This is a genomic window from Picosynechococcus sp. NKBG15041c, from assembly GCF_055380235.1.
Map to the genome: position 1 here is coordinate 2,250,663 of NZ_AP040363.1, position 21,228 is coordinate 2,271,890.

Genomic DNA, 21,228 nt, shown 5'->3' on the forward strand with positions numbered 1-21,228 from the left:
ACTTTATTCATTAGGGCTTAAATGAGGTTTGATCTTATCCAGTCCTTTTTGGGCACAAGCTTGATCTAGGCTTCCTCCTGGAGCACCAGATACGGCGATCGCTCCTACCAATTGATCACCCACTTTAATCGCTAATCCTCCAGTACTAAAACTGATACCCGATAATGGATTGGGAGCTAGGGGCAGATTTCCAATCGGTAATGATGCGGGAGTCATCTTTTTGGCGATTTCTTCGGTGGAATCCCTATCAACAACAGGGCCAAGGGTAATTACAGTAAAGGCTTTATAAAAACTATTTTCAATAGTGTGAGGAGTTGCATTATCTCCCCGGATAACGACTTGGACTAGACCTTCTCGATTCACAACTGTGGCAGTCACATGGTAGCCCTCTTCTTGGCATGTTTGGACAGCTGTATGAGCGGCTTCCAGAGCAAGGCGACTGGGTAGTTGATAAAAAGTTTGGAGGGCAAATGCTGGCTTAGTAAAAGTCAAAAAAAGACCGAGAAAAGCTAAGGCAAGGATATTTTTCTTAAATAGATTAGGTGGATTTTTTCTGTATTTTGCCATGTTTAAAAATGTTAATTTGAAGCATGTATTAAAATCAGTCGAAATCAACAATTAATACGGTGATGCTTCTAGTAAAGCAAAGGATTCTAGGAAAAAATCAGACAATATTTTAATTTTTGTGATCTAGGGCTTCTGGCTGCCATTTGCCATGGAAGCTTGGGGGAATAATTTTGGGAAACTCTAGGGTGCAAAGGGGCTCTTCATCTAGGCGATCGCCATCATAGATTCTCAGTTCACTGCGTTTAGCCGGGGCATTAAACACAACAACCAACAGCCAAATTTGGTCGGGATTTTGGGGATTTTGCACGGGGATAGGTTCTGAAGGGTAATGGTCTGGGCCCATATCCGCCATCGTGAAAGTTGTGGTGTGGTGGTCAAAGGCGGCGATCGCATTAATCAGCTCATGGCCGATATCCGCTGTTTGGCGGTGGATCCCCATAAAGGTTTTTCGCCAAGGTTGCCCTGTCTGGGATTCGAGGGTAATGGGAAATTCACAGGAGCGATCGCAAATTTCATTGGCTGTGATCACTTTTGCTGTTTTCGGTTCTAGGTGGTAACGCCAGAGGGTTCCTTTGGTGTAAGTTTTGATCTGACCTTGGGGAATTTCCACAAACTGCTGATTACTGGCAAAATCTGGAAAGCGCACCATTTCTAGAACAATTTCCCCCTGATCATTTACAAAACCATTGGTGAAGTGCCACTGGAACCAAGGATCTTGGCGGGAAATGCTGACCGGCTTTAGGGTGTGGCGATCGATTATCACCACGATGGTGCCTAGTTCTGGCCGCCACTGGAGGGCTTCACTCACGGTTTTGAGACCTAACAAGGTCGGTAGCATCTGCAAGCGCACGGGCGGAATACAGAAAACGAGATAATCTCCCGCCAGGACAAAATCATGGACCAGTGGTAATCCCTTTAAGCCTGGGACGGAGAAATGGGCCTGGTGCCTAATTTTTCCTTGGGGCTCGCAACGATAGAGCTGAAATGTCGCCTGAGGGCCAAAAGTTACGCCAAAGTTATAGATCTCTCCAGTCGCTGGATGAATTTTGTGGTGGGCAGAAAAAGTATCACTGCGGTGGGCAAAGCCGAGATCTGCTTCCCCTAAGGTTTCTAGGGTTTGTAGATCCAAAGCATAGGGCTTCCCTGCTTCCCAAAGGGCTAAAAGGCGATCGCCAAGGGGCAGCACCGAAGTATTGGCTGAATTTTTTGCAGGCTTCCCCCAACGCTGCCAAATCGGGCCTGGCGCAAGGGTTCCATAGTTAGGCAGCAGTAATGTATCGGCCGTCGCTTCCTGCTGTAAATAAGGCGTTTCTACGTAACGATATTGGGCCTGCACCCCCGTCTCTGTGAAATAAACCCCCAGAATGCTACCATCCCCGTCGAACCAATGCCCCATGGTTTTCTGGCCGCGCACTAATCGTCCCGGGCCGTTGCGAAATAGGGTTCCCCGTAGCGCCCCTGGAACTTTCCCCTGGAGAATTGGCAAGGGGGTCAGAGCAAACGCCCGACCAGGGGCCTGAAACAATTGGGACCAAGCCCGTCGGGAAGATGTTGGCGAGGAGTGGGGAACAGCGACCATTACTATTTTTAATTTTTAAATAATGTTGACTATTGTAAAGCGCCTTTCTAGCTTGCTTAGGGTTGTAATCGGAAGTTTGTGCATAGAATGATGGAGATTTTAATCTGATATTAAGAAATCTCGACCATGAAAAAGTCTAAATTGGCGATCGCCTCATCTTTAATTACCCTTGCCGCCTTTACCAGTGCCTGCCAACAAACAACAACAACCTGTGACGACTGCCTAAAACTTGGCTCCCTCACCCCCTCCACCGGAGACCTCTCCTCCATTGGTCAGAATATGCCCGTCGCGATCCAACTAGCCGTAGATACAATTAATGCCTGCGGTGGGGTCAATGGCCAGCCAGTGGTCTTGATCCAAGAAGATGACCAGACAGACCCCACCGCCGGTGGCGCAGCCATGACAAAATTAGTCGAAGTAGATCGCGTTGCGGGCGTTGTGGGTTCCTTTGCCAGTAGTGTTTCGAGTTCTGCCGTCCCCGTCGCCGTGCGCAATCAAGTGATGATGATTTCCCCCGGTAGTACGAGCCCCGTCTTTACAGAACAGGCCGCGAACGGTGAATTTGATGGCTATTGGGCCAGAACTGCCCCCCCAGATAGCTACCAAGCCCCAGCCTTAGCGGTTCTTGCCCAAAAACAAGGGTTTGAAAGAATTTCCACGGTGGTGATTAACAACGACTACGGCGTGGGCTTTGAGCGAGAATTCGTCGCTGCCTTTGAAAATCTCGGCGGCACCATCGTCAACAAAGATAATCCAGTCCGTTACGATCCCCGGGCCGCCACCCTCGATAGTGAAGCAGCCGCCGCCTTTGCTGGGGATCCCGATGCTGTCCTGGGCGTGCTCTATGCAGAAACGGGCAGTGTTCTTCTCAAGGCAGCCTATGAACAGGGCTTGAGCGATGGGGTCACCGTTCTCTTGACCGATGGTGTCTACAGTGAAGACTTTACCCAGCAAGTCGGGACAACGGCTGCGGGTCAATCGATTATTGCGGGGGCTTTGGGGACTGTACCTGGGGCCGATGGCCAAGCACTGGCCGACTTTACTACTCTCTGGAATGAGACAACAGGCAAGGAAATGACCGCCTATGTTCCCCATTCATGGGATGCGGCGATCGCCATGATGTTAGCCGCTGAAGCCGCCGGCGAAAATACAGGTACTGGGATCCGGGATAACCTCCGGGCTGTGACCAGTGGTGATGGCCAAGAGGTGAGCGATCCCTGTGAGGCGATCGCCCTAATCCGCGAAGGACAAACAATTAACTACCAAGGGGCTAGCGGCAATGTTGATTTCGATGACAATGGCGACGTGGTCGGCAGTTACGATGTCTGGACAGTCAACGAAGATGCAAGCCTCTCAGTGATTGACACAGTCAACCCCCTCGAAGCGCTCTAAACATCACCCTAGAAAGTTAAACTCCTTTGATCAATCAGGAGGGGACATTACCTGTCCCCTTTTTTTAGCAACCGAGAGAATCGGCCGTGGCAATACCCGTCACCGGATTCACCCCAGTGGCCACCTCGCAGAGTTTTTTCTGTTGGGGGCCATCAAGCACCGCAAAGCTAAAATCAGCCCCATCAATCTTGACTTTACTAAAAGTAGACCGCAGCAAAATCGCCTCGACAAAAACCGCATCCGTCAAATCGGCATTAGTAAATTTAGAAAGATAAGCAATGCCATTGGTAAAGTCTGCGCCATGGAGATTTGTATTTTCCAGCATAGTGCTGTTAAATACCGCCCCCCGCAGATTTGTGCCACTGAGATCAGCATTGGTCAAGTTCACCTGAGAAAATTCAATCCCTTCAAGGTCTTGCCCTGCAAAATTGCTCCCGGCGAGATCTTCACTGTCGATCGCCGAGCGAGATGTAACTGCCGGACTCGCTGCATAGGCGGGTGTTCCCCAACAGAGCCCAAAGATCACCAAACCGAGAACAAAAATGCGCGCTAAAACCTTCATAACCCTTAACTTGCCCAATATTTAAGAAAAATTTTCCAAAGGATATTCTAAAAGATTCTCGGGAAGGGAGAGATTTCCATTGATGACAGATACAAAATTTTCTTCTACCTGGGGTGAGTTCCGCACTTTAGAACACTGCCCCAGAACAACGGGGTCTTACGGCGACTTTTTGATAAAGTTTTTGGGAAGCATTTCTGTAATCTTTGCCTGGAACCCATGACAACTCCAAATTGGTCTGCCCTCCTCCAACAGCTCATCGATGGTGAATCCTTGAGCCAAACCCAAGCCGCCGAGTTAATGCAAGGCTGGCTCGATGAAACGATTCCTCCAGCTCTGTCGGGGGCGATCTTAACGGCGATTCAGATGAAAGGAGTCGCTGCCGCTGAACTGACGGGGATGGCCCAAGTCCTAAAAGCTCAATCCCGGCAACAGGAAAGCCTCAGCCATCATGAGCCGGTGGTAGATACCTGTGGTACCGGGGGTGACGGGGCTTCTACCTTTAACATTTCCACGGCGGTGGCTTTTGTGACGGCGGCGGCCGGGGTGAAAGTCGCTAAGCATGGTAACCGTTCTGCATCGAGTAAAGTGGGCTCTGCCGATGTCTTGGAAGCCCTAGGGGTTAACTTGGGCGCCCCCACCGAAAAGGTTTACGCGGCCCTTGATGCGGTGGGCATTACTTTTTTGTTTGCTCCCGGTTGGCATCCGGCAATGAAGAGTGTCGCTCCGATTCGGCGAGAACTAAAAATTCGCACGGTATTTAATTTGCTTGGCCCTCTGGTCAATCCCCTCCAGCCCACAGGCCAGATCATCGGGGTTTATCAGCCACAATTCATTGAACGGATGGCCGAGGCCTTAAATCAGTTGGGAACTCCGAAGGCAATGGTGCTCTATGGTCGAGAAAAGCTGGACGAAGCGGGCCTCGGAAATAAGACAGACATGGCCCTCGTCAATGGGGGCACGGTGACAACGGCAGTGCTTGATCCCCTGGAGCTGGGATTAACGGCGGCTTCTCTGGATGCCTTACAGGGGGGCGATGTGCCCGTTAACCAAGAAATTTTGACCAATGTGCTCCAAGGAAAAGGAACCCAAGCCCAGCGGGATGCCGTGGCATTAAACGCAGCCCTCGCGCTCCAGGTGGCGGAGGTGGTGCCCTGGGGAGATCATCTAGCGGGTGTCCAAAAAGCTCAGGAAATTATTGCTAGTGGTGCTGCCTGGGATAAGCTGCAAGCCCTTGTTGAATTTCTGAAATAAGCCCTGAGGCGATCGCCTCAGGGACGTCTCACTGGATTTTTGGTGGAAAATGTGAGGAATGACCAACATTTCCTCTGCCCCATGACCCATTCTTCCATTGTCCTAACGGGCGATCGCCTTTTGGATCCTCACCAACGGCCAACGGCTCCTGAGCTAATCAATCAACTGCTCGCCTTAGAAAAAATAGCCAAACGGGAAAAATGCGTTTATCCCTTTGCGGCCCTAACGGGCAATTGGCGGCTGGTATTTATTACGGGCACAAAAAAAGCCCAAAAACAGGCAGGAAAAGTATTGGGGAAAGGTCGTTATTTACCCAATTGGGCCAAGGTGGCGATCGCCTACGAAAGTCTCCCTAATCAGGAGCTACATTCCGTCTGGGAGCGGGGCAAGGTGCGGAATTTCGTTCAACTGGGGCCAGGGCAACTATCCTTCGCTGGCCCGCTGAAATTTCAAGGGGTAAAACGGTTACTCGCCTTTGATTTTACCCATCTCACCCTTAAGCTTGGCCCCCTCAAGCTTTACCAAGGCCCAGTGCGGGGTGGCGCCCAGGATGAAGCCTTCTACACCGGGGCGATCGCCCAACAAGCTTTTTTTAGTTATTTCTATGTTGGTACCGATGTGATCGCTGCCCGGGGTCGGGGTGGTGGGCTGGCCGTCTGGGTGAGGCAGCCAGAAAGCTAGGCGGGATAATCGCCGCGCCTAGCGGCCGAGTTTGTTGGGAATTCCCTCGCAACCACCAGGAATTGTGGCGCGACTCCGTTCCCCACACCAAGAGCAACAATAGTAGCGCTGTTCTTCGCTTAGACGTTTGACACCAGTAAAATCAACATTTTCTATCACAGCTCCCGTGTAAGCCCCGGTTTGGTAATTAGGAGCTGTGTGTTTTTTGCGGGGACTAGCCGTATCAAAGGGGCCGTAGAACAAGATGGCTTTTTTGAGGTCAGCAAAGCGCAGGTTTGCCTCAACGAGGATGGTTCGAGAAAGATTAGACCGTGCCAAGTCGCAATTTTGCAGGTTTGCCCCCACCATATTCGCTTCACTAAGCTCAATCCAACGCAAGTCCATATTCGCCAAATCTGCCCCTGCCAGCATCACCCCTAGATCGACCACACGGACGCCCTGTTCGCGGTCTTCGGCATAACCACCGGTGCCATCTAGAATCGGTCGTCCCAGGCGACTATCCCGTTGGAGGGGAGTCAAAAACCGTGATTGGGACAAAAATCGGAGAATTTTTGCCTTCCCCCCGGCGTCGACACTACTTAAAATTGCGGCGGTTCTTCCCTGGGCGATCGTCCGCTCCTGGGGCCAATCTTCTAGGAGTCCTTCGTCACTGAGGGTCAATTCAGAAATGCCTTGAAAATAGGTATCAATGGTCTGTTGCTGGGTGATGCGATTCTGCTGAATCGTCAAATCACGGGAAATCACGTATTGTTCCCAGGCGACATAAACGGCGAGGACGGCGATCATGATTTGCCCTAAGGCACCTACCCACTCAGCCCAAGAGCCGAATTCATCCCAGACAATTTGATTAAGCCAATGGCCCACTAAGCGATAGAAACCGAGAAACCGCAATAAGCTGGCGATCGCAATCAAAAAGGCAACAATGCCAATGAGGGTGCGTCGTTCTTCTTTGGTGAAGAATGCCCGGAGCCAATTTTTAAACGAAGGAATAATCACCCGCACAGAGAGTAAGAGGGTGACCAATGTGCCCGATAAACCCAACCAAAGCCAGTGGGTACTAAATCCGATAAAGATAATGGCGATCGCCGTTGACAGCAGCCAGGGGCTCCCGGGGTCAATGGTGCGCATATAGAGAGAGCGGGGTCCCGAATCTAACCGGGGAGGGGGAATGGGCGTAAGCGATGGCCCTGTTGTCCCGGCAGTATCCTTGAGGCTTGGTCTGAGGTGTTTTTCCTCAGATGCAGTCGTTTCAGACGGTGGATTTGGTTGCGCTTGGCTCATAAACCCCTGAAAGCAAAGTTTTCAAGCAATTGTAGCGAATTTTTCTCCCAACAATCCCCATAAAAATCCCCCTTCTCCACTGCGGAAAAGGGGGAGGCGATCGCCCGAAAAGATGTCTGAGCCGTCCTTGCCCACAATCGGAACTATGGGATTTTCACTGGATTAAGCTCCTCGAATCCTGATTCTTTCGTTGAGTTGACCCCAACAATAACTACCGTTAGACCCTTTTTAGACATCCCCTAAATAAATGATTTAGCCCTAGTCAGCGGCAATGCTGTTGAGAACAATTTTTGCAGCTGCGAGGGTTTGATCAATATCCTCATCGGTGTGGGCGAGGGAGGTAAAACCTGCCTCAAACTGGGAAGGCGCTAAATAGATACCCTGTTCTAACATGCCCCGGTGGTAGCGGCTGAACTTACTCAGATCCGCTTTTTTCGCATCTTCGTAGTTCCGTACCGGCCCTTCGGTAAAGAACATTCCAAACATGCCGCTGATGTTACCACCAGTCACTTGGTGACCAGCATTACGGGCAATTTCCAAAAGACCATCAGTAAGTCGTTTCGTCATAACTTCCAGTTTTTCATAGGTACCCGGCCGTTGGAGGAGCTCTAGGGTTTTAATCCCAGCGGTCATTGCGAGGGGATTTCCAGAGAGCGTTCCCGCTTGGTACATTGGGCCAGCGGGAGCCACCATAGACATGATTTCTTTACGACCACCATAGGCGCCAACGGGCAAACCACCACCAATGACTTTGCCTAGGGTGGTGAGGTCAGGGGTCACACCGAATTTTTCTTGGGCGCCACCATAAGAAATCCGGAAACCAGTCATCACTTCATCAAAGACCAAGAGAGCATCATGTTCTTGGGTCAACTCCCGCAGGCCTTCGAGGAAGCCAGCATCGGGGACAACAAACCCAGAATTGCCGACCACTGGTTCAAGGATTACCCCAGCAATTTCACCAGGATTCTCTGCAAATAGCTTTTTAACTGCTTCGAGGTCATTGTAGGGAGCTGTGAGAGTTGCCGCTGTCGTGGTTTTGGGGACACCGGGAGAATCGGGTAGACCGAGGGTCGCCACCCCAGAGCCTGCCTGGACGAGGAACATATCGGCATGGCCATGGTAGCAGCCTTCAAACTTGATAATTTTTTCCCGACCAGTAAACGCTCGCATCAGTCGCAGCACAGACATACAGGCTTCTGTGCCGGAGTTCACGAAGCGCACCATTTCAATGCTAGGCACGGCATTGATCACCATTTCAGCGAGGATATTTTCCTTCAGACAGGGTGCCCCAAAGCTCGTTCCTTTTTCGAGGGTTTCCCGGAGAGCGGCGTTAACTTCATCGTTCGCATGGCCACAAATCGCCGGGCCCCAGGTTCCCACATAGTCAATGTATTCATTGCCATCGACATCCCAAACGCGGGAGCCTTTGACGCGGTCGAAGACAATGGGCTGTCCTCCCACGGATTTAAAAGCACGCACTGGAGAGCTAACGCCACCAGGCATCAGCTTTTGGGCAGCACTGAAGATCTCTTCGGATTTGGTCGTATTTAAGGCTGTAGTCACCAAATATGTTCTCCTTATCGCAAATTTTTTGAAAACTGAAATTTTTTGTTTTTTAAAACGAACGGCTCTGATGGCTTAATGGAAAGCATCCCAATGCAGGGAGTAATTATAACGGATTATCATTTGATGCAGAAACAATCATCGAAATGTTCTAGGAGGGGTGATCCATTGGTCTCTCTGCCTGAGCTATTTTTGATAGTTGCCCTGACCTAACCCTGGAGTAGTTGCTTGCCATGCCTGCGATCGCCGTTCACTTTATGCCCAACGATGTCACCGTCACTGCTGAAGCAGGGGAACCTATGGTCGCAGTGGCACACCGAGCCGGAGTTAGTATCCCCACCGGTTGTTTGATGGGGTCTTGTCATGCCTGTGAAGTGGAACTCGATGATGGCACGACCCTCTGCGCTTGCATCAGTGGCATCCCTGGCGATCGCCCCAAAATTACCATTCACCTTTTCAACGATCCAGTTTGGTGAAACAAACATCATCCCTCATGAAAGTCCCAAACGATTGAATAGTAAAGCTTTCAAGATGTCTCACTCCCCATTGAAAGCCTCTGAAGCGTATCATTTTATACAGAATGTTAGTGGTAAACATTTTAAAAACCAGGGTGCTCTAGAATAACCGAAATCAATCCTAAAACCCATGTCAGGATTGAGCTTTCTAAAAACATCTTTGCTCTGAATAAATGTCAACAAGTATTCCATGATCAAACCTGGAAAGGCTATCATTAGCGCGACTTTCTGGCATCCAAAATACCAGATAAAACTTGATGCATCTTTAGACCATAGATGTTTTTACGGTGACTTTCGTTAATGGAATTGAAAAAGGTTATTTCTGCTACCATTACCGAATTTTGCCTATGTTATTCCATTGAATGAATGCCTAAACAACATCTCAAACTAATGCCTAAGTCAACTTTTCAACAACGTGGATGGGCGCGGGAAGACATGATGTCTGGCCACACCAAGGACAACAGTGTGGTGCTACGCTTTGCTCGTCAACTCTCGCGTCATTTCTCTCCCACCTGGCTTACCTGTATTCCCTTAGCGGCAATTATTACCGTCATTTGGAGTACAGCTGCCATGGCACAAACCGACGGTGTTGAAGCTGCCGGTCAAGTGCAAATCATCCTCGATACGATTTTCTTGCTGGTTGCTTCTGTCCTCGTCATCTTTATGAACGCGGGCTTCGCAATGCTTGAAGCAGGGTTCTGTCGTCAAAAAAATGCTGTTAATATTCTCTCCAAAAACTTGATTGTCTTTGCTGTTGCTGTCATTGCTTACTGGGCGATCGGCTATGCATTTATGTATGGCGAGGGTAGCAGCTTCATTGGTCTGCAGGGCTTCTTCTTCAATGGAAGTAGTATTCCCTACACAGGTGAAGAATGGTACACCATGGATGGTGACACCCAAATTCTGAACTTTGTTCCTGAAAGTGTTTCTTTCCTCTTCCAGGTTGCCTTCGCAGCAACTGCAGCCACCATCGTTTCTGGGGCGGTTGCTGAGAGGATCAAATTCGATGCTTTCTTGATTTTTAGCTTCTTGCTTGTCGCTATCTCTTACCCCATTACGGGCCACTGGCAGTGGGATGGCGGCTGGCTCTATGAGTTTGGTTTTCATGACTTCGCTGGTTCTACCCTTGTCCACTCTGTTGGTGGGTGGGCGGCCCTTGTTGGTGCAGCAGTTGTGGGCCCTCGCCTTGGTAAATACCATGACGGCAAAGTCCATGCGATTCCTGGCCACAACATGAGCATTGCAACCCTGGGCTGTCTAATCCTCTGGATTGGCTGGATGGGCTTTAACCCTGGTTCTCAGCTGGCAGCGGATGCCGCTGTACCTTACATCGCAATTACCACCAACTTGGCTGCTGCTGCTGGTGCTATTACTGCAACTGCAACTTCTTGGATCAAAGATGGTAAACCAGACCTTTCGATGATTATCAATGGTATTCTGGCTGGCCTTGTTGGTATCACCGCTGGTTGTGATGGTGTGAGCTTCTTCTCTGCGGTAATTATTGGGGCGATCGCCGGTGTCCTCGTGGTGTTCTCTGTGGGCTTCTTTGACTCCATTAAACTTGATGACCCCGTGGGTGCGACTTCTGTCCACCTCGTCTGCGGAATCTGGGGTACTTTGGCCGTCGGTCTTTTCACTGAAGAAACTGGTCTCTTCACCGGTGGTGGAATCCAATCTTTAATCGCTCAAATCGTTGGTATTCTCTCTATTGGCGGCTTTACCGTTGCCTTCAGCTTCATTGTTTGGTATGCCCTTGTTGCTGTTCTTGGTGGTATCCGAGTTGATGAAGAGGAAGAGTTCCGTGGTCTCGACATCGGTGAGCACGGCATGGAAGCATATAGCGGCTTTGTGAAAGAATCCGATGTGATTTTCCGGGGTACTGCGACCGGTTCTGAAACCGAAGGTTAGGGTCTAACTCTTCCACAATCCTTAAGCAAATCTAAAACTAACTGCTGCCTCCCTCACCCGTAGGGAGGCTTTTTGTTGCTTGTTACAACTTTGTTACTTACTCCCATCTTCAGTTTGAAATCACCTTTGGAGCCGGTACTTTTTTACAAAACTTCAACTTGGGAAATTCCAGCGCTACTTTTTAAACTCTCCTACAGGTGGCGCTTTTTAAGGTTCTAGGGGCGCTGTCAATGCCCCCAAGTCCTTAAAACTACCGATATTGCCTGTTCGTTCCCTGAGAAAAACCTGAGGCGATCGCCTCAATCGTGAATTTTTGTAACAGAAAAATTCATAAGATGTAATGTTTAAGCGCCAAAAGACGTTGTATAACATTTACCTAAGATTAGGTGCTGTTAGTCGCTTTTCTTCGGAACCCTTGATTTACAAGGCGCTGCCCTATTGAGCGTTTTGTTATTTAAGAATCTGACAAATTCAGTGAATGTAAAGTTTCTTAAAACTCAAGGTGAAAATAAGCAAAAATAGCTGACACTCTTAATTGGCTTCGGGGATACGTTTTCAACCTGAAATATAGAGCCTTAAATCTAACGAGGTTCACTTTCACAAGAAGAACCCCTTGGCAACTGCTTCACTCTTTTTAAGAAGCACAACGCACAAAAAAAATCCCACTCATCAAATATAAGTAGGAGATAAAAACATGTTTGATATTTTTACCCGGGTTGTTTCTCAGGCTGATGCCCGAGGTGAGTTTATTTCCGGCGACAAACTCGAAGCACTAAAGAAAGTTGTTGCAGAAGGCACCAAGCGTTCCGATGCAGTAAGCCGCATGACCAACAATGCTTCTTCTATCGTCACCAACGCCGCTCGTCAACTGTTTGCTGACCAGCCCCAACTCATCGCTCCCGGTGGAAATGCTTACACCAACCGTCGCATGGCTGCTTGCCTCCGCGACATGGAAATCATCCTCCGCTACGTAACCTACGCTACCTTCACTGGTGACGCTTCCGTTCTCAACGACCGCTGTCTCAATGGCCTCCGCGAAACCTATGTTGCTCTTGGTGTTCCCGGTGCTTCCGTTGCTGCTGGTGTTCGTGCCATGGGTAAAGCTGCTGTAGCGATCGTAATGGATCCCGCTGGTGTAACTGCTGGTGACTGTAGCTCTCTCCAACAAGAAATCGAGCTTTACTTCGAAACTGCTGCAAAAGCTGTTGAATAATTTTTTAAATTCAACTCCAACTTTTTCGTCTTCAGTCTCATTGACACTGTAAGGCAAATTTTTAAAGAAAACTATTGATAACCCATAGGGAGATAATCTGACAATGAAAACCCCTCTTACCGAAGCAGTATCACTCGCTGATTCCCAAGGCCGTTTCCTCAGCAACACTGAGCTCCAGTACCTCTATGGTCGTCTTCGTCAAGGTGCTTTCGCCCTTGAAGCGGCTCAAACTTTGACTGCAAAAGCTGACAGCCTCGTTAACGGTGCTGCTCAAGCGGTTTACAGCAAGTTCCCCTACACCACTAGCACTCCTGGCAACAACTTTGCTGCTGACCAACGTGGTAAAGACAAGTGTGCTCGTGACATCGGCTACTACCTCCGGATGGTGACTTACTGTCTCGTTGCTGGTGGTACTGGCCCCATGGATGAGTACCTCATCGCTGGTGTTGACGAAATCAACCGTACTTTCGATCTTTCTCCCAGCTGGTACGTTGAAGCCCTCAAGCACATCAAAGCAAACCACGGTTTGACTGGTGATGCTGCTACTGAAACTAACAACTACATCGACTACGCAATTAACGCTCTCAGCTAATTTTGCTTAGTCTGGACCCGGATGGGTAAGTGGTTTTCAGCTTAATTGTTGGGTTCTACTTGCTTCTCCGGGTCTTGTTCTATCTAAAATCATTGGTTTAACAAGGAGTATTAGGCAAATGCCAGTTACCGTTGCCGCCTCTCGCTTGGGAACCGCCGCTTTTGACCAGTCACCGGTTGAATTGCGTGCTAATTATTCTCGAGATGATGCACAGACCGTCATCCGTGCTGTTTATCGCCAGGTTTTGGGCAATGATTACATCATGTCCTCTGAGCGTCTTACAGCAGCGGAATCTTTGTTCACGAATGGGTTTATTTCTGTACGGGATTTTGTCCGTGCGGTAGCTCAGTCTGAACTTTATAAGCAAAAGTTTTTATATAACAATTTTCAAACCCGTGTCATCGAGCTGAACTTTAAGCATTTATTGGGTCGGGCTCCCTATGATGAAGCGGAAGTGATTGAACACCTCGATCGCTACCAGAACAATGGGTTTGAAGCAGACATCAACTCCTACATTGACAGTGCGGAGTATACGGAAAACTTTGGGGATAACATTGTACCCTACATCCGTAGCTATGTCGTTCAAACCGGTCACCGGACCGTTGGTTTTACCCGGATGTTTAGTCTGCAACGGGGTTATGCCAATAGCGATCGCGCACAGATTGCCGGCAGTGCTTCCCGTCTGGCGCAGGAGTTAGCTCGCAACACAGCTTCGGCAGTTGTTGGCCCCTCTGGTGTCAATGAGGGTTGGGCTTTCCGGACAGCAGCCGATGATTATCGCCCGGGTCAGTCCCTTGGTGGCTCTACGGGTCTGAGTGCTGATGATCAGATTGTCCGGGTTGAAGTGGCCGCTCTATCGACTCCCCGTTACCCACGGATCCGTCGTAGCAGTCGTGTTTTCTTTGTGCCGGTGTCTCGCCTCTCTCAGAAGTTGCAAGAGATTCAACGAATGGGTGGTAGAGTCGCCAGTATCTCACCTGCTGGTCAGTAATTAGATGTCTTTTTGAACCGGATATCTAAGGGTTACTGATTTTGAGTAATCGGTGAAAATCAGGGACAAAATTTGAGAGGGGGTCTAAACTTCTCGATTTTGTGCCTGGTTTTGGCGACTTTACCTTAAGCGTTTATTGTACATAAATCTTTTACGGAGTTCCAAGCAAGAACAATGTTAAGTCAATTTGCGAATGGCACGGAAGCGGCTTCCCGCGTATTCACCTATGAAGTCCAGGGATTACGCCAGACGGAAGATACAGCAAACCAAGAATATCAAGTTCGTCGCAGTGGTAGTGTTTTTATCAATGTCCCCTACACACGGATGAATGAAGAAATGCAGCGCATTTTGCGTCTGGGTGGAAAAATCGTTTCGATCAAACCCTATGACGGGGCCACGGCAACTGAATCTGAATCTGAATAAGGTTTGGGATTTGCAAGTTTTTGCGATTCAATTTATGTTTTTCAGCGGGGTAATGGGGAGTCTACTTCACTCTCAGTTACTCCGATTTGTTTTGTGGCAGGAGGTAGAGCATGGCAGATTGGGAAATGGCTGCGGCCTGGACCCTGGAGGAGGCGATCGCCAACATTGAGCAAACGGCCGATCCAGGAAAACGCTATTATGCAGCCTGGTGGTTTGGGAAGTTTCGAGTGCAGGATGAGCGCGCAGTTAATGCCCTTTTGGCGGCCTTAAAAGACGAAACAGATCGATCGCCTGATGGGGGTTATCCTTTACGACGCAATGCCGCCAAAGCCTTAGGGAAGTTGGGCAATCCGGCGGCAGTGGAACACTTGATCGAGAGTTTAGGCAGCCCAGATTATTATGTGCGGGAGTCAGCGGCCCAAGCCTTAGAAACCTTGGGGGATGCGCGGGCGATTCCGGCTTTACAAAAATTACTTGCAGGGGGGGTAGCCGCCGCAGTCAAGGCGGAGGGGAAACCCCATTTGGTGCAGCCCTATGAGGCGGTGATTGAAGCTTTGGGAACCTTGGGGGCAACGACGGCGATCGCCCACATTGAAGCTTTCTTAGAGCATGAATTTCCGAAAATTCGCTATGCCAGCCTGCGGGCCCTGTACCAGCTCACCCAAAAAGTTCACTATGCTGAACAATTAATGGAAGCACTCCAGGGGAATCAGCTGCAGCTTCGCCGCTCCGCCTTACTAGATTTGGGGGCAATCGGCTATGTGCCTGCAGGTCAGGCGATCGCCAAAGCCTATGCAGAAAATAGCATCAAGTTAATTGCCCTCAAAGGCATTCTCGAATCCCAGCTCCAACGGACAGCCGAAACCCTTGATGACGACAGCTTGCACCTAATGGCACTGATGGATAGTCTGCTCTAAAAATGCCCCATTTGACCCACAACTATTTTTTCTGCTTGTCCATTGAAACCCATGACCGTTGAAGTTCTAATCCGCGCCGTTAACAACCCTACCTCTGCCCAAGATTTAGTTAAAAATGTCGCCCAACTTGCCGCTACCCAAGACCTCCAGGCCATCCCCACCTTAGTGGAAGTGCTGAAGTTTAATAATCCGGGAGCTGCCGTTGCTGCCGTCAATGGCTTAATTCAAATCGGCGAACCCGTCATCCCCTACCTCCTAGACAATATCGATGGCTATAACTACGGAGCGCGGGCTTGGATGCTACGGGTGTTTGCAGGGATTGGTGATCCACGGGCTCTGGATTTACTGATCGAAGCGGCGAATAAAGATTTTGCCTTTAGTGTGCGTCGTTCCGCAGCAAAGGGCTTAGGGGGAATTCAATGGCAGCAAGTTCCTGATGCAGAAAAAGAAACCCAGCAACAAAAAGTTTTAGATTGCCTATTGCTCGCCCTCGAAGATGGGGAATGGGTGGTACGCTACGGGGCGATCGCCGGATTAGAAGGCTTAGCTCCTTCTGTTTCCCCCGGGTTACAAAGCACTATCAAGGCAAAATTAGTCGAATTTATGGCCACTGAATCTGAAGCGGCGATCCGAGTGAGGACAAAAAAGGCGCTGCTGAACCTGCCATAGTTAAAAAGAGCCCCCCTGATTTGAAATGTTAGGGGGGTCATTAAAAGGCTTACTTCACGAATTGGGGCATTACATCCGCCGCTGTGAAAATACCTGTTAAACCTTGTTTCCGCAGCCAAACACCTGTTTTCAGGTAACCAAAGGCAGGACCGCACACATTCGCAGCCATACTGGTTTCATCCCCGAGGGTGAAAGTGTGGGTTGAAATCTTGCCCTCAAAGGTGCGCCCTGTCAATTGCACATTGGTGCTGAGGGGTTTCTTCGGATTGCGCGTATCGACGACGCCACCAACCGTGACGCGATCGCGGCTGCAAATTCCAGCCAATTCCAGCATCAGATCATCGGCATGCTCCATATTTTCCAGGGAGATAATGCCGTTGGTTTCATTTAACAGAGCTTCTACTTGCGCATCTGTCATCGCCCGCGCCTTTTCAACGGTATAACCAGGCATATGGGCAATATCTTCGCGGATTGTGGCCCGGTAGGCTTCCCAGTTGGCAATTCCCACCCCGAAGGTGATTTTCACGCTGTGGACTTCAGCGAAACTCTGGGCAGCGACGGCGGCGGCGGCGGTCAGTAAACCGGGGGTCGCCCCACAACCCGTCATATAGGTGATTCCTGCCTGCTCGACAGCATCGCGTAGGGACAAAATTTGTTCCATGGCACTGGTGCGCTTCAGCGCATCAACCAAAACCCCCTGCCAGCCGGAAGAAACAAATTGCCGGGTGACATCGGCCATGAAGGTGTTGGGCAGGTTGGGCAGCGCGAGGAAAAAGCCGTCAATTTCACCCTCTTCAATCAAATCTGCAATGCTGTTGTTGCTCAGGACACCATATTCCGGCACATGGCCCACGGAACCCTGTTGATTATAAGTACTGATACAGGTTTGGGTATCGAGGCCAGCAGGGTTGTAAATATATCCTTTGTGATCAGCTGCTGCCACCAGGCGCATTTCTGATTTTTGGGCGAGCAATCGGGCTGCCGCTTGACCCAGGCCACCAAAGCCCAGCACACCGACACGAATAACATTATTCATAGTGATTCTCTATAAACGTCAAAACTTTTGTTAGTCCACCATAGACTGTCTATTATCGGTAGAAATGGCTCTAAATCCCACGAATTTTCTTGAAGACCTCTTCCACCGCTGGGGGGAGCTGGCGCATAATTTTACCTTTTTCCCGGTCAACGCTCACGAGGGTAACCCGCCCGCTGAGGTAGAGGGTTTTGCGATCAGGGGACTCAATCCGATACTCCCATTCCATGCGTACCCCTTGGATGTCGTTCATCCGGGTTTTGACGATCGCCGCCATTCCCATTTTTAGGGCGTTGTGGTAGCGGGTAGACAGTTCCACCACGGGCAAATCACAACCCAACTTCACAAAGTCAGCGAAATTAATACCGATGGAGTCGAGGCAAGCAACTCGGGCTTCTTCCATCCAGGTGAGGTACGTACCATGCCAAACAATCCCTGCATAGTCAGTGTGGTGGGGATAGACGGTCACGGGATACTCAAACCAGGGTTCACTGGTGGCATGGAGGGCTGGGGAACGGGCGATCGCCGTTGTTGGTAATTCTTGCTGTTCGGGGGGAACCATAGATCCTCTTCCTGAAGGACACAACATCACAGACTTGCAAGACAAATTTTAAAGGGTCTGGCGCCGTTGTAGCTGTTTCATGTGATTAAACAGACGCCAGGAATAATCTCGTGACAGTCCGGCAGTTATGGCTCCCCGCATCACCACATAAAAATACCAGTCATCTGGAGGGACTTCCTGGGGCGCTTTGTCGACAACTACATAAATTCGTACCGACAAAAACTCTTGCCCCTGGCACTCAATAGTGACCTGTTCATGGCGATAACCATTAATTGGGATTTCTTCCCGCTCATCTAGTTTGTCACTCACATGCCAAGGCAAATGATAGAGCACTCCTTCTACATGGCTGCCTGGTTGGGGAACCACATCTAAAACACCGCAAGTATCACGCTTGGGAGATTTACGATTAAATGCCAGCCGATGGTCTCTTAAAATTCCCAGCCCGACGACATAGTTATGGGCATCTTCGCCAATAGTCCGCCCCAGATCTACCGGACACATACAAGAACCATAGGCGAAATAGTAGAAGCCATCTTCACGACGGGTCACGACCTTCGGTTCAGGGGTAAGGCGGGTAAAAAGGGAGGTGTCAGCCGGATCGAAGGACATTGGTGAAGTACCTCAGGATGACGAAAAGCTGATAGACAGATTAAAAGCGTAGTTGAATTTCAAATAAATTCTAAACGAAATCAAAGTTTAATACATAAATTAGGGTGGGATTGTTGCTGCCTAGCCAGGAGGCCAAGCGAGGGGGCGATCGCCAAGCAGATGAAGATGGAGATGGAATACTGTCTGTCCCCCATCCTCCCCTGTATTTAAGACAACCCGATAGCCCTTTGCTAAATTTTCCTGCTGGGCAATCTTTTTGACAGTCAATAGTAAATGTCCGAGGAGGGCTTGATCGGCATCATCAGCTTCTGAAAGCATCGGAATTGGCTTTTTGGGGATGACCAAAATATGCACGGGAGCCTGGGGGTTCACATCACGGAACCCTAGGGCAAGGTCATCTTCATAAACAATGTCTGCTGGAATTTCACGTCGAATAATCTTGGCAAAAATCGTATCGCTCATGGGCTACAGCCTTGTGAAAGTCTCTGGGGAGTTATTGTATCGGTTTGTTAGCTTAGGGACTGTAACTATTAAGTTCAGTGAAGGGAAATCTTCCCCGCAGGCACAAACCAAAAAAGATCTTAAGATTATTGCCGAACGCTAAAAAGCGCAGTACCATATGGACTTTAAACCTCTTGGCTTACTTTTTTTAAAGAAAATCCAGCACCCAACCAACTTCTTTGGTAATGTCACCTGTTCTTAATCCTCTGGCTCTCGACTAACTTAAGGTTACAAAAATAGAAACCGCAGACGATCAAGAATGAAGCGCCTTTAAAATCGGGACAACTCTCAAGTCAAAGCCAGCTTGAGCCAACCTGTCTAATGGCTGTGATCCTTACTACAGACTTCTTTCATATCTGAGACCAAGATGAAGATTGGCGATCGTAAACTTCATTAAGAACCTTCGAATCTTCACGCCATCTCCATCGATCAATGCATATCCTACTCCTTAGCCCCTCTAGATAAGAGCGCCACTTCCGTCAAGTATGGAGCGTAAAACAACCTATGACGCCGATCACCTACTCAAAATTTATTCATTTCCTCAAGGAAGAGCTCGCTATCCCTGGAGAATCAATCTCCGTGATGGAACGTCACCGGGCTAAAGGCTCGGCACACCATCCCTTACCGATGGTTCTCTGGCAATATGGTCTTGTCACCCTTGAACAGCTAGACCGAATCTACGAATGGCTCGAAACTGCTTAGGGCTTGTAACTTCTCTTGTTAGGCGATCGCCCTGATCTATCACCTATTAGATGTCTGCTGAAGAAAGTGCCACGGGGAGTATTCGAGAATACTCTCTTTTTAGATAGCAACTTTTTCCCTAGGGATATAGCCCAGTTGAAAAACTTGAGAAACAACTTCTGCATCATGGAAAAATATGCTATTGTTGTATTCCTGTATGGGCACGTGGCTCAGTGGATAGAGCATCAGATTCCGGTTCTGAGGGTCGGGGGTTCGAATCCCTCCGTGCTCGTCAAAAAAAGAAAAAATCAACGACTTGCTTCCCGGAAGGGGCAGGTCGTTTTTCTTGGGGACGATTCAGCTTCTGGCTTAAGGGAACTTGATATACTGAAAGACAGTCCGCTACCATGCACGTTTTGCGATTTTATGGCCGAACCGATTCCGCCGATTACGTTACCGCCGATCACAGATCCGGCGATCGAGGGGCAATGGCTCCAACAATCTCTACAACATTGGCTGGATACAGAATTTCTTCCGGAGCCCGCCAACGAAAAAATTGCTAATCGCGCCCGAGAAATCTATGTGCGCCAGCGGCTCGAAGGGGAAAATGATTTGGGCTCCTTGGTGATTGCGATCGTCACAGAGATGCGATCATTCAATTTTAAAGAATCTTTCTATGGTGAATTTGCGGTGGCCAATGCCGTAAGTGATCTTATTCTCGATAGCTTAGGCATTGACCGTTGCTGTGGAAACTAAATATCATTTACTCTACTAATGAGTTCATAAATATCTTACATTGTCCTCATAATCGCCTTGACTATTTCATTTATTCAAGTAATTAGAGTTTGTTAAAACAGGGAAATACAAAAGGTGAATTACTTCACTGTCTTTGTTTATGTTTAACATTACTCAGAAGCAGGAATATCAAAGAGTACCTGACTCATATAACGCTCCGCCCAGTCCGGATCAAAGGCTTTTTCCAGGACGCGGCGGGTTTTGTCATTGCGTTGCTGCTCTTGGCAGTAATGCTGTTGCCCAGCTAAATAAATCGCCTGTTCTGCCGGGGTGAGGGGACTGAGGGTTTTGGCTTGCTGACAATGAATCGTTAAAAATTCCCGCACCCGCTCCAAAAACTGCTGTTCTTCACTGGTATTGCTGGGGCGAATGAAGAGGCAAAATTCCGAAAAAATCGCACCCCATTCTGGCAGATCGCGGGGCTGGGAAAAATTTAATGTGCTTTGGTTTTGCCGCAGTTTTTCCTGATAAGCGGGCGAAAGGGTTTTATTGGCACTGGTGGGCGACAGATCGGCGATCGCCGCACTAACCCCCCGGGGATTCCCGACTAAATCGCAGCCAAACATCGGTAGGGCATATTCGGCGCGGGGAAACATCACGCAGTGGAGAATATCAAGATTTGCTCCCACTTTTGCCATTTCTAGATGCATTTTGCGGAAATGCTGACTCTGGTAGCAGGTATTCTCGATGGTCAACCGCTCCCCTTCTAGTTTGCCTTCGATATAACCAAGGTCGTCAGGCAGGGTAAAGGGTTCGAGGTCAAGGTTTTCCTGCCAGGTGTCGAGGATCACCCCGGCGAGCTGTTCAATGAGGGGATAAAAGGTGGGCTTGGTGGTGGGAGCACTCATGGATATTAGTAGAGAAGTTTTAAAAAAGGGGTTTCAAAAAGCTTAGGGTTGGGGATAGGGATCAACGGCGATCGCTTTCGACCCAGAATTTCAGA

The 21,228-nt window shown here is 49.2% G+C and carries 23 protein-coding genes and 1 tRNA gene; 14 read left to right on the top strand and 10 right to left on the bottom strand.

The features are described from left to right. Nucleotides 1-3: 3 nt before the first annotated feature. Both ACZ45B_RS10805 and ACZ45B_RS10810 read right to left on the bottom strand, forming a co-directional pair. Complete coding sequence (locus ACZ45B_RS10805; RefSeq protein WP_024545017.1) at nucleotides 4-567, bottom strand: GlcG/HbpS family heme-binding protein; 564 nt, start codon at nucleotides 565-567, stop codon at nucleotides 4-6. Nucleotides 568-676: 109 nt separating this feature from the next. Beyond that, complete coding sequence (locus tag ACZ45B_RS10810; RefSeq protein WP_081699619.1) at nucleotides 677-2,146, bottom strand: carotenoid oxygenase family protein; 1,470 nt, start codon at nucleotides 2,144-2,146, stop codon at nucleotides 677-679. A 126-nt stretch (nucleotides 2,147-2,272) separates the two neighbouring features. On the opposite strand from ACZ45B_RS10810, the gene ACZ45B_RS10815 reads away from it, so the two are divergent. Beyond that, a complete protein-coding gene (locus ACZ45B_RS10815; protein WP_024545018.1) occupies nucleotides 2,273-3,538 on the top strand; it encodes an ABC transporter substrate-binding protein in 1,266 nt (421 codons plus the stop codon). A 64-nt stretch (nucleotides 3,539-3,602) separates the two neighbouring features. Here the strand turns inward: ACZ45B_RS10815 and ACZ45B_RS10820 are convergent, their stop codons facing one another. Further along, the gene (locus ACZ45B_RS10820; protein WP_024545019.1) at nucleotides 3,603-4,100 is read right to left on the bottom strand and encodes a pentapeptide repeat-containing protein; all 498 of its coding nucleotides are present in this window, start codon (nucleotides 4,098-4,100) and stop codon (nucleotides 3,603-3,605) included. Nucleotides 4,101-4,316: 216 nt separating this feature from the next. On the opposite strand from ACZ45B_RS10820, the gene trpD reads away from it, so the two are divergent. Both trpD and ACZ45B_RS10830 read left to right on the top strand, forming a co-directional pair. Beyond that, a complete protein-coding gene (gene trpD, locus ACZ45B_RS10825; RefSeq protein WP_029681673.1) occupies nucleotides 4,317-5,351 on the top strand; it encodes an anthranilate phosphoribosyltransferase in 1,035 nt (344 codons plus the stop codon). An 81-nt stretch (nucleotides 5,352-5,432) separates the two neighbouring features. After that, nucleotides 5,433-6,032 (top strand): hypothetical protein, encoded by a 600-nt coding sequence (locus ACZ45B_RS10830; protein ID WP_024545021.1) that lies wholly within the window; start codon nucleotides 5,433-5,435, stop codon nucleotides 6,030-6,032. A gap of 18 nt (nucleotides 6,033-6,050) precedes the next feature. On the opposite strand, the gene ACZ45B_RS10835 is transcribed toward ACZ45B_RS10830, so the two are convergent. Together ACZ45B_RS10835 and hemL are read right to left on the bottom strand one after the other, a co-directional pair. Then, on the bottom strand, nucleotides 6,051-7,313 hold the full coding sequence (locus ACZ45B_RS10835; RefSeq protein ID WP_024545022.1) for a pentapeptide repeat-containing protein: 1,263 nt from the start codon (nucleotides 7,311-7,313) through the stop codon (nucleotides 6,051-6,053). A gap of 258 nt (nucleotides 7,314-7,571) precedes the next feature. Continuing rightward, complete coding sequence (gene hemL, locus ACZ45B_RS10840) at nucleotides 7,572-8,879, bottom strand: glutamate-1-semialdehyde 2,1-aminomutase (protein WP_024545023.1); 1,308 nt, start codon at nucleotides 8,877-8,879, stop codon at nucleotides 7,572-7,574. A gap of 230 nt (nucleotides 8,880-9,109) precedes the next feature. Between hemL and ACZ45B_RS10845 the strand changes: the two genes are divergently transcribed. The 8 genes from ACZ45B_RS10845 to ACZ45B_RS10880 all read left to right on the top strand — a co-directional run bounded on the left by ACZ45B_RS10845 (nucleotide 9,110) and on the right by ACZ45B_RS10880 (nucleotide 16,104). Then, nucleotides 9,110-9,352, top strand: a complete 243-nt coding sequence (locus ACZ45B_RS10845) for a 2Fe-2S iron-sulfur cluster-binding protein (RefSeq protein ID WP_024545024.1) — start codon at nucleotides 9,110-9,112, stop codon at nucleotides 9,350-9,352. Between the two features lie 474 nt (nucleotides 9,353-9,826). Then, nucleotides 9,827-11,299 carry an ammonium transporter gene (locus tag ACZ45B_RS10850; protein ID WP_038027782.1) on the top strand — a complete coding sequence of 491 codons (1,473 nt, stop codon included), beginning with the start codon at nucleotides 9,827-9,829 and terminating at the stop codon, nucleotides 11,297-11,299. 694 nt (nucleotides 11,300-11,993) lie between these two features. Further along, nucleotides 11,994-12,512 (top strand): phycocyanin subunit beta, encoded by a 519-nt coding sequence (locus ACZ45B_RS10855; RefSeq protein WP_024545026.1) that lies wholly within the window; start codon nucleotides 11,994-11,996, stop codon nucleotides 12,510-12,512. A gap of 103 nt (nucleotides 12,513-12,615) precedes the next feature. After that, nucleotides 12,616-13,104 carry a phycocyanin subunit alpha gene (gene cpcA / locus ACZ45B_RS10860; RefSeq protein ID WP_024545027.1) on the top strand — a complete coding sequence of 163 codons (489 nt, stop codon included), beginning with the start codon at nucleotides 12,616-12,618 and terminating at the stop codon, nucleotides 13,102-13,104. A 118-nt stretch (nucleotides 13,105-13,222) separates the two neighbouring features. Then, nucleotides 13,223-14,095, top strand: coding sequence for a phycobilisome linker polypeptide (locus tag ACZ45B_RS10865; RefSeq protein WP_024545028.1), 873 nt, complete (start codon nucleotides 13,223-13,225; stop codon nucleotides 14,093-14,095). 174 nt (nucleotides 14,096-14,269) lie between these two features. Next, entirely contained in the window at nucleotides 14,270-14,518 is a 249-nt protein-coding gene (locus tag ACZ45B_RS10870) for a phycobilisome linker polypeptide (RefSeq protein WP_024545029.1), read from the top strand. Between the two features lie 110 nt (nucleotides 14,519-14,628). Continuing rightward, nucleotides 14,629-15,435, top strand: coding sequence for a HEAT repeat domain-containing protein (locus ACZ45B_RS10875; protein ID WP_024545030.1), 807 nt, complete (start codon nucleotides 14,629-14,631; stop codon nucleotides 15,433-15,435). A 51-nt stretch (nucleotides 15,436-15,486) separates the two neighbouring features. Further along, nucleotides 15,487-16,104: a HEAT repeat domain-containing protein gene (locus ACZ45B_RS10880; RefSeq protein WP_024545031.1), complete on the top strand. Its 618-nt coding sequence runs from the start codon at nucleotides 15,487-15,489 to the stop codon at nucleotides 16,102-16,104. A gap of 49 nt (nucleotides 16,105-16,153) precedes the next feature. Here the strand turns inward: ACZ45B_RS10880 and bioU are convergent, their stop codons facing one another. The 4 genes from bioU to ACZ45B_RS10900 all read right to left on the bottom strand — a co-directional run bounded on the left by bioU (nucleotide 16,154) and on the right by ACZ45B_RS10900 (nucleotide 18,770). Then, a complete protein-coding gene (bioU, locus tag ACZ45B_RS10885; RefSeq protein ID WP_024545032.1) occupies nucleotides 16,154-17,140 on the bottom strand; it encodes a (S)-8-amino-7-oxononanoate synthase BioU in 987 nt (328 codons plus the stop codon). A 70-nt stretch (nucleotides 17,141-17,210) separates the two neighbouring features. After that, a complete protein-coding gene (locus ACZ45B_RS10890; protein ID WP_024545033.1) occupies nucleotides 17,211-17,699 on the bottom strand; it encodes an acyl-CoA thioesterase in 489 nt (162 codons plus the stop codon). A 48-nt stretch (nucleotides 17,700-17,747) separates the two neighbouring features. Further along, nucleotides 17,748-18,308 (bottom strand): gamma-glutamylcyclotransferase, encoded by a 561-nt coding sequence (locus tag ACZ45B_RS10895; protein ID WP_024545034.1) that lies wholly within the window; start codon nucleotides 18,306-18,308, stop codon nucleotides 17,748-17,750. 120 nt (nucleotides 18,309-18,428) lie between these two features. Next, nucleotides 18,429-18,770, bottom strand: coding sequence for a histidine triad nucleotide-binding protein (locus ACZ45B_RS10900; RefSeq protein ID WP_024545035.1), 342 nt, complete (start codon nucleotides 18,768-18,770; stop codon nucleotides 18,429-18,431). A 543-nt stretch (nucleotides 18,771-19,313) separates the two neighbouring features. On the opposite strand from ACZ45B_RS10900, the gene ACZ45B_RS10905 reads away from it, so the two are divergent. The 3 genes from ACZ45B_RS10905 to ACZ45B_RS10915 all read left to right on the top strand — a co-directional run bounded on the left by ACZ45B_RS10905 (nucleotide 19,314) and on the right by ACZ45B_RS10915 (nucleotide 20,246). Continuing rightward, entirely contained in the window at nucleotides 19,314-19,511 is a 198-nt protein-coding gene (locus tag ACZ45B_RS10905) for a DUF2949 domain-containing protein (protein WP_024545036.1), read from the top strand. Between the two features lie 198 nt (nucleotides 19,512-19,709). Beyond that, nucleotides 19,710-19,782 (top strand) — tRNA-Arg (locus ACZ45B_RS10910). A gap of 134 nt (nucleotides 19,783-19,916) precedes the next feature. Then, nucleotides 19,917-20,246, top strand: a complete 330-nt coding sequence (locus tag ACZ45B_RS10915) for a hypothetical protein (RefSeq protein WP_024545037.1) — start codon at nucleotides 19,917-19,919, stop codon at nucleotides 20,244-20,246. A gap of 149 nt (nucleotides 20,247-20,395) precedes the next feature. Here ACZ45B_RS10915 and ACZ45B_RS10920 read toward each other — a convergent pair whose 3' ends face one another. Next, nucleotides 20,396-21,133, bottom strand: a complete 738-nt coding sequence (locus tag ACZ45B_RS10920) for a phycocyanobilin:ferredoxin oxidoreductase (protein ID WP_029681674.1) — start codon at nucleotides 21,131-21,133, stop codon at nucleotides 20,396-20,398. Nucleotides 21,134-21,228: the final 95 nt, after the last annotated feature.

Bases quoted from the DNA above. Each gene is read 5' to 3' on its own strand.
- ACZ45B_RS10805 (WP_024545017.1), bottom strand. From the start codon at position 567: ATGGCAAAATACAGAAAAAATCCACCTAATCTATTTAAGAAAAATATC.
- ACZ45B_RS10870 (WP_024545029.1), top strand. From the start codon at position 14,270: ATGTTAAGTCAATTTGCGAATGGCACGGAAGCGGCTTCCCGCGTATTC.
- ACZ45B_RS10875 (WP_024545030.1), top strand. From the start codon at position 14,629: ATGGCAGATTGGGAAATGGCTGCGGCCTGGACCCTGGAGGAGGCGATC.
- ACZ45B_RS10865 (WP_024545028.1), top strand. From the start codon at position 13,223: ATGCCAGTTACCGTTGCCGCCTCTCGCTTGGGAACCGCCGCTTTTGAC.
- trpD (WP_029681673.1), top strand. From the start codon at position 4,317: ATGACAACTCCAAATTGGTCTGCCCTCCTCCAACAGCTCATCGATGGT.
- bioU (WP_024545032.1), bottom strand. From the start codon at position 17,140: ATGAATAATGTTATTCGTGTCGGTGTGCTGGGCTTTGGTGGCCTGGGT.
- ACZ45B_RS10920 (WP_029681674.1), bottom strand. From the start codon at position 21,133: ATGAGTGCTCCCACCACCAAGCCCACCTTTTATCCCCTCATTGAACAG.
- ACZ45B_RS10810 (WP_081699619.1), bottom strand. From the start codon at position 2,146: ATGGTCGCTGTTCCCCACTCCTCGCCAACATCTTCCCGACGGGCTTGG.
- ACZ45B_RS10830 (WP_024545021.1), top strand. From the start codon at position 5,433: ATGACCCATTCTTCCATTGTCCTAACGGGCGATCGCCTTTTGGATCCT.
- ACZ45B_RS10905 (WP_024545036.1), top strand. From the start codon at position 19,314: ATGACGCCGATCACCTACTCAAAATTTATTCATTTCCTCAAGGAAGAG.
- ACZ45B_RS10815 (WP_024545018.1), top strand. From the start codon at position 2,273: ATGAAAAAGTCTAAATTGGCGATCGCCTCATCTTTAATTACCCTTGCC.
- ACZ45B_RS10835 (WP_024545022.1), bottom strand. From the start codon at position 7,313: ATGAGCCAAGCGCAACCAAATCCACCGTCTGAAACGACTGCATCTGAG.
- ACZ45B_RS10915 (WP_024545037.1), top strand. From the start codon at position 19,917: ATGGCCGAACCGATTCCGCCGATTACGTTACCGCCGATCACAGATCCG.
- ACZ45B_RS10855 (WP_024545026.1), top strand. From the start codon at position 11,994: ATGTTTGATATTTTTACCCGGGTTGTTTCTCAGGCTGATGCCCGAGGT.
- ACZ45B_RS10890 (WP_024545033.1), bottom strand. From the start codon at position 17,699: ATGGTTCCCCCCGAACAGCAAGAATTACCAACAACGGCGATCGCCCGT.
- ACZ45B_RS10845 (WP_024545024.1), top strand. From the start codon at position 9,110: ATGCCTGCGATCGCCGTTCACTTTATGCCCAACGATGTCACCGTCACT.
- ACZ45B_RS10895 (WP_024545034.1), bottom strand. From the start codon at position 18,308: ATGTCCTTCGATCCGGCTGACACCTCCCTTTTTACCCGCCTTACCCCT.
- ACZ45B_RS10880 (WP_024545031.1), top strand. From the start codon at position 15,487: ATGACCGTTGAAGTTCTAATCCGCGCCGTTAACAACCCTACCTCTGCC.
- cpcA (WP_024545027.1), top strand. From the start codon at position 12,616: ATGAAAACCCCTCTTACCGAAGCAGTATCACTCGCTGATTCCCAAGGC.
- ACZ45B_RS10820 (WP_024545019.1), bottom strand. From the start codon at position 4,100: ATGAAGGTTTTAGCGCGCATTTTTGTTCTCGGTTTGGTGATCTTTGGG.
- ACZ45B_RS10900 (WP_024545035.1), bottom strand. From the start codon at position 18,770: ATGAGCGATACGATTTTTGCCAAGATTATTCGACGTGAAATTCCAGCA.
- ACZ45B_RS10850 (WP_038027782.1), top strand. From the start codon at position 9,827: ATGATGTCTGGCCACACCAAGGACAACAGTGTGGTGCTACGCTTTGCT.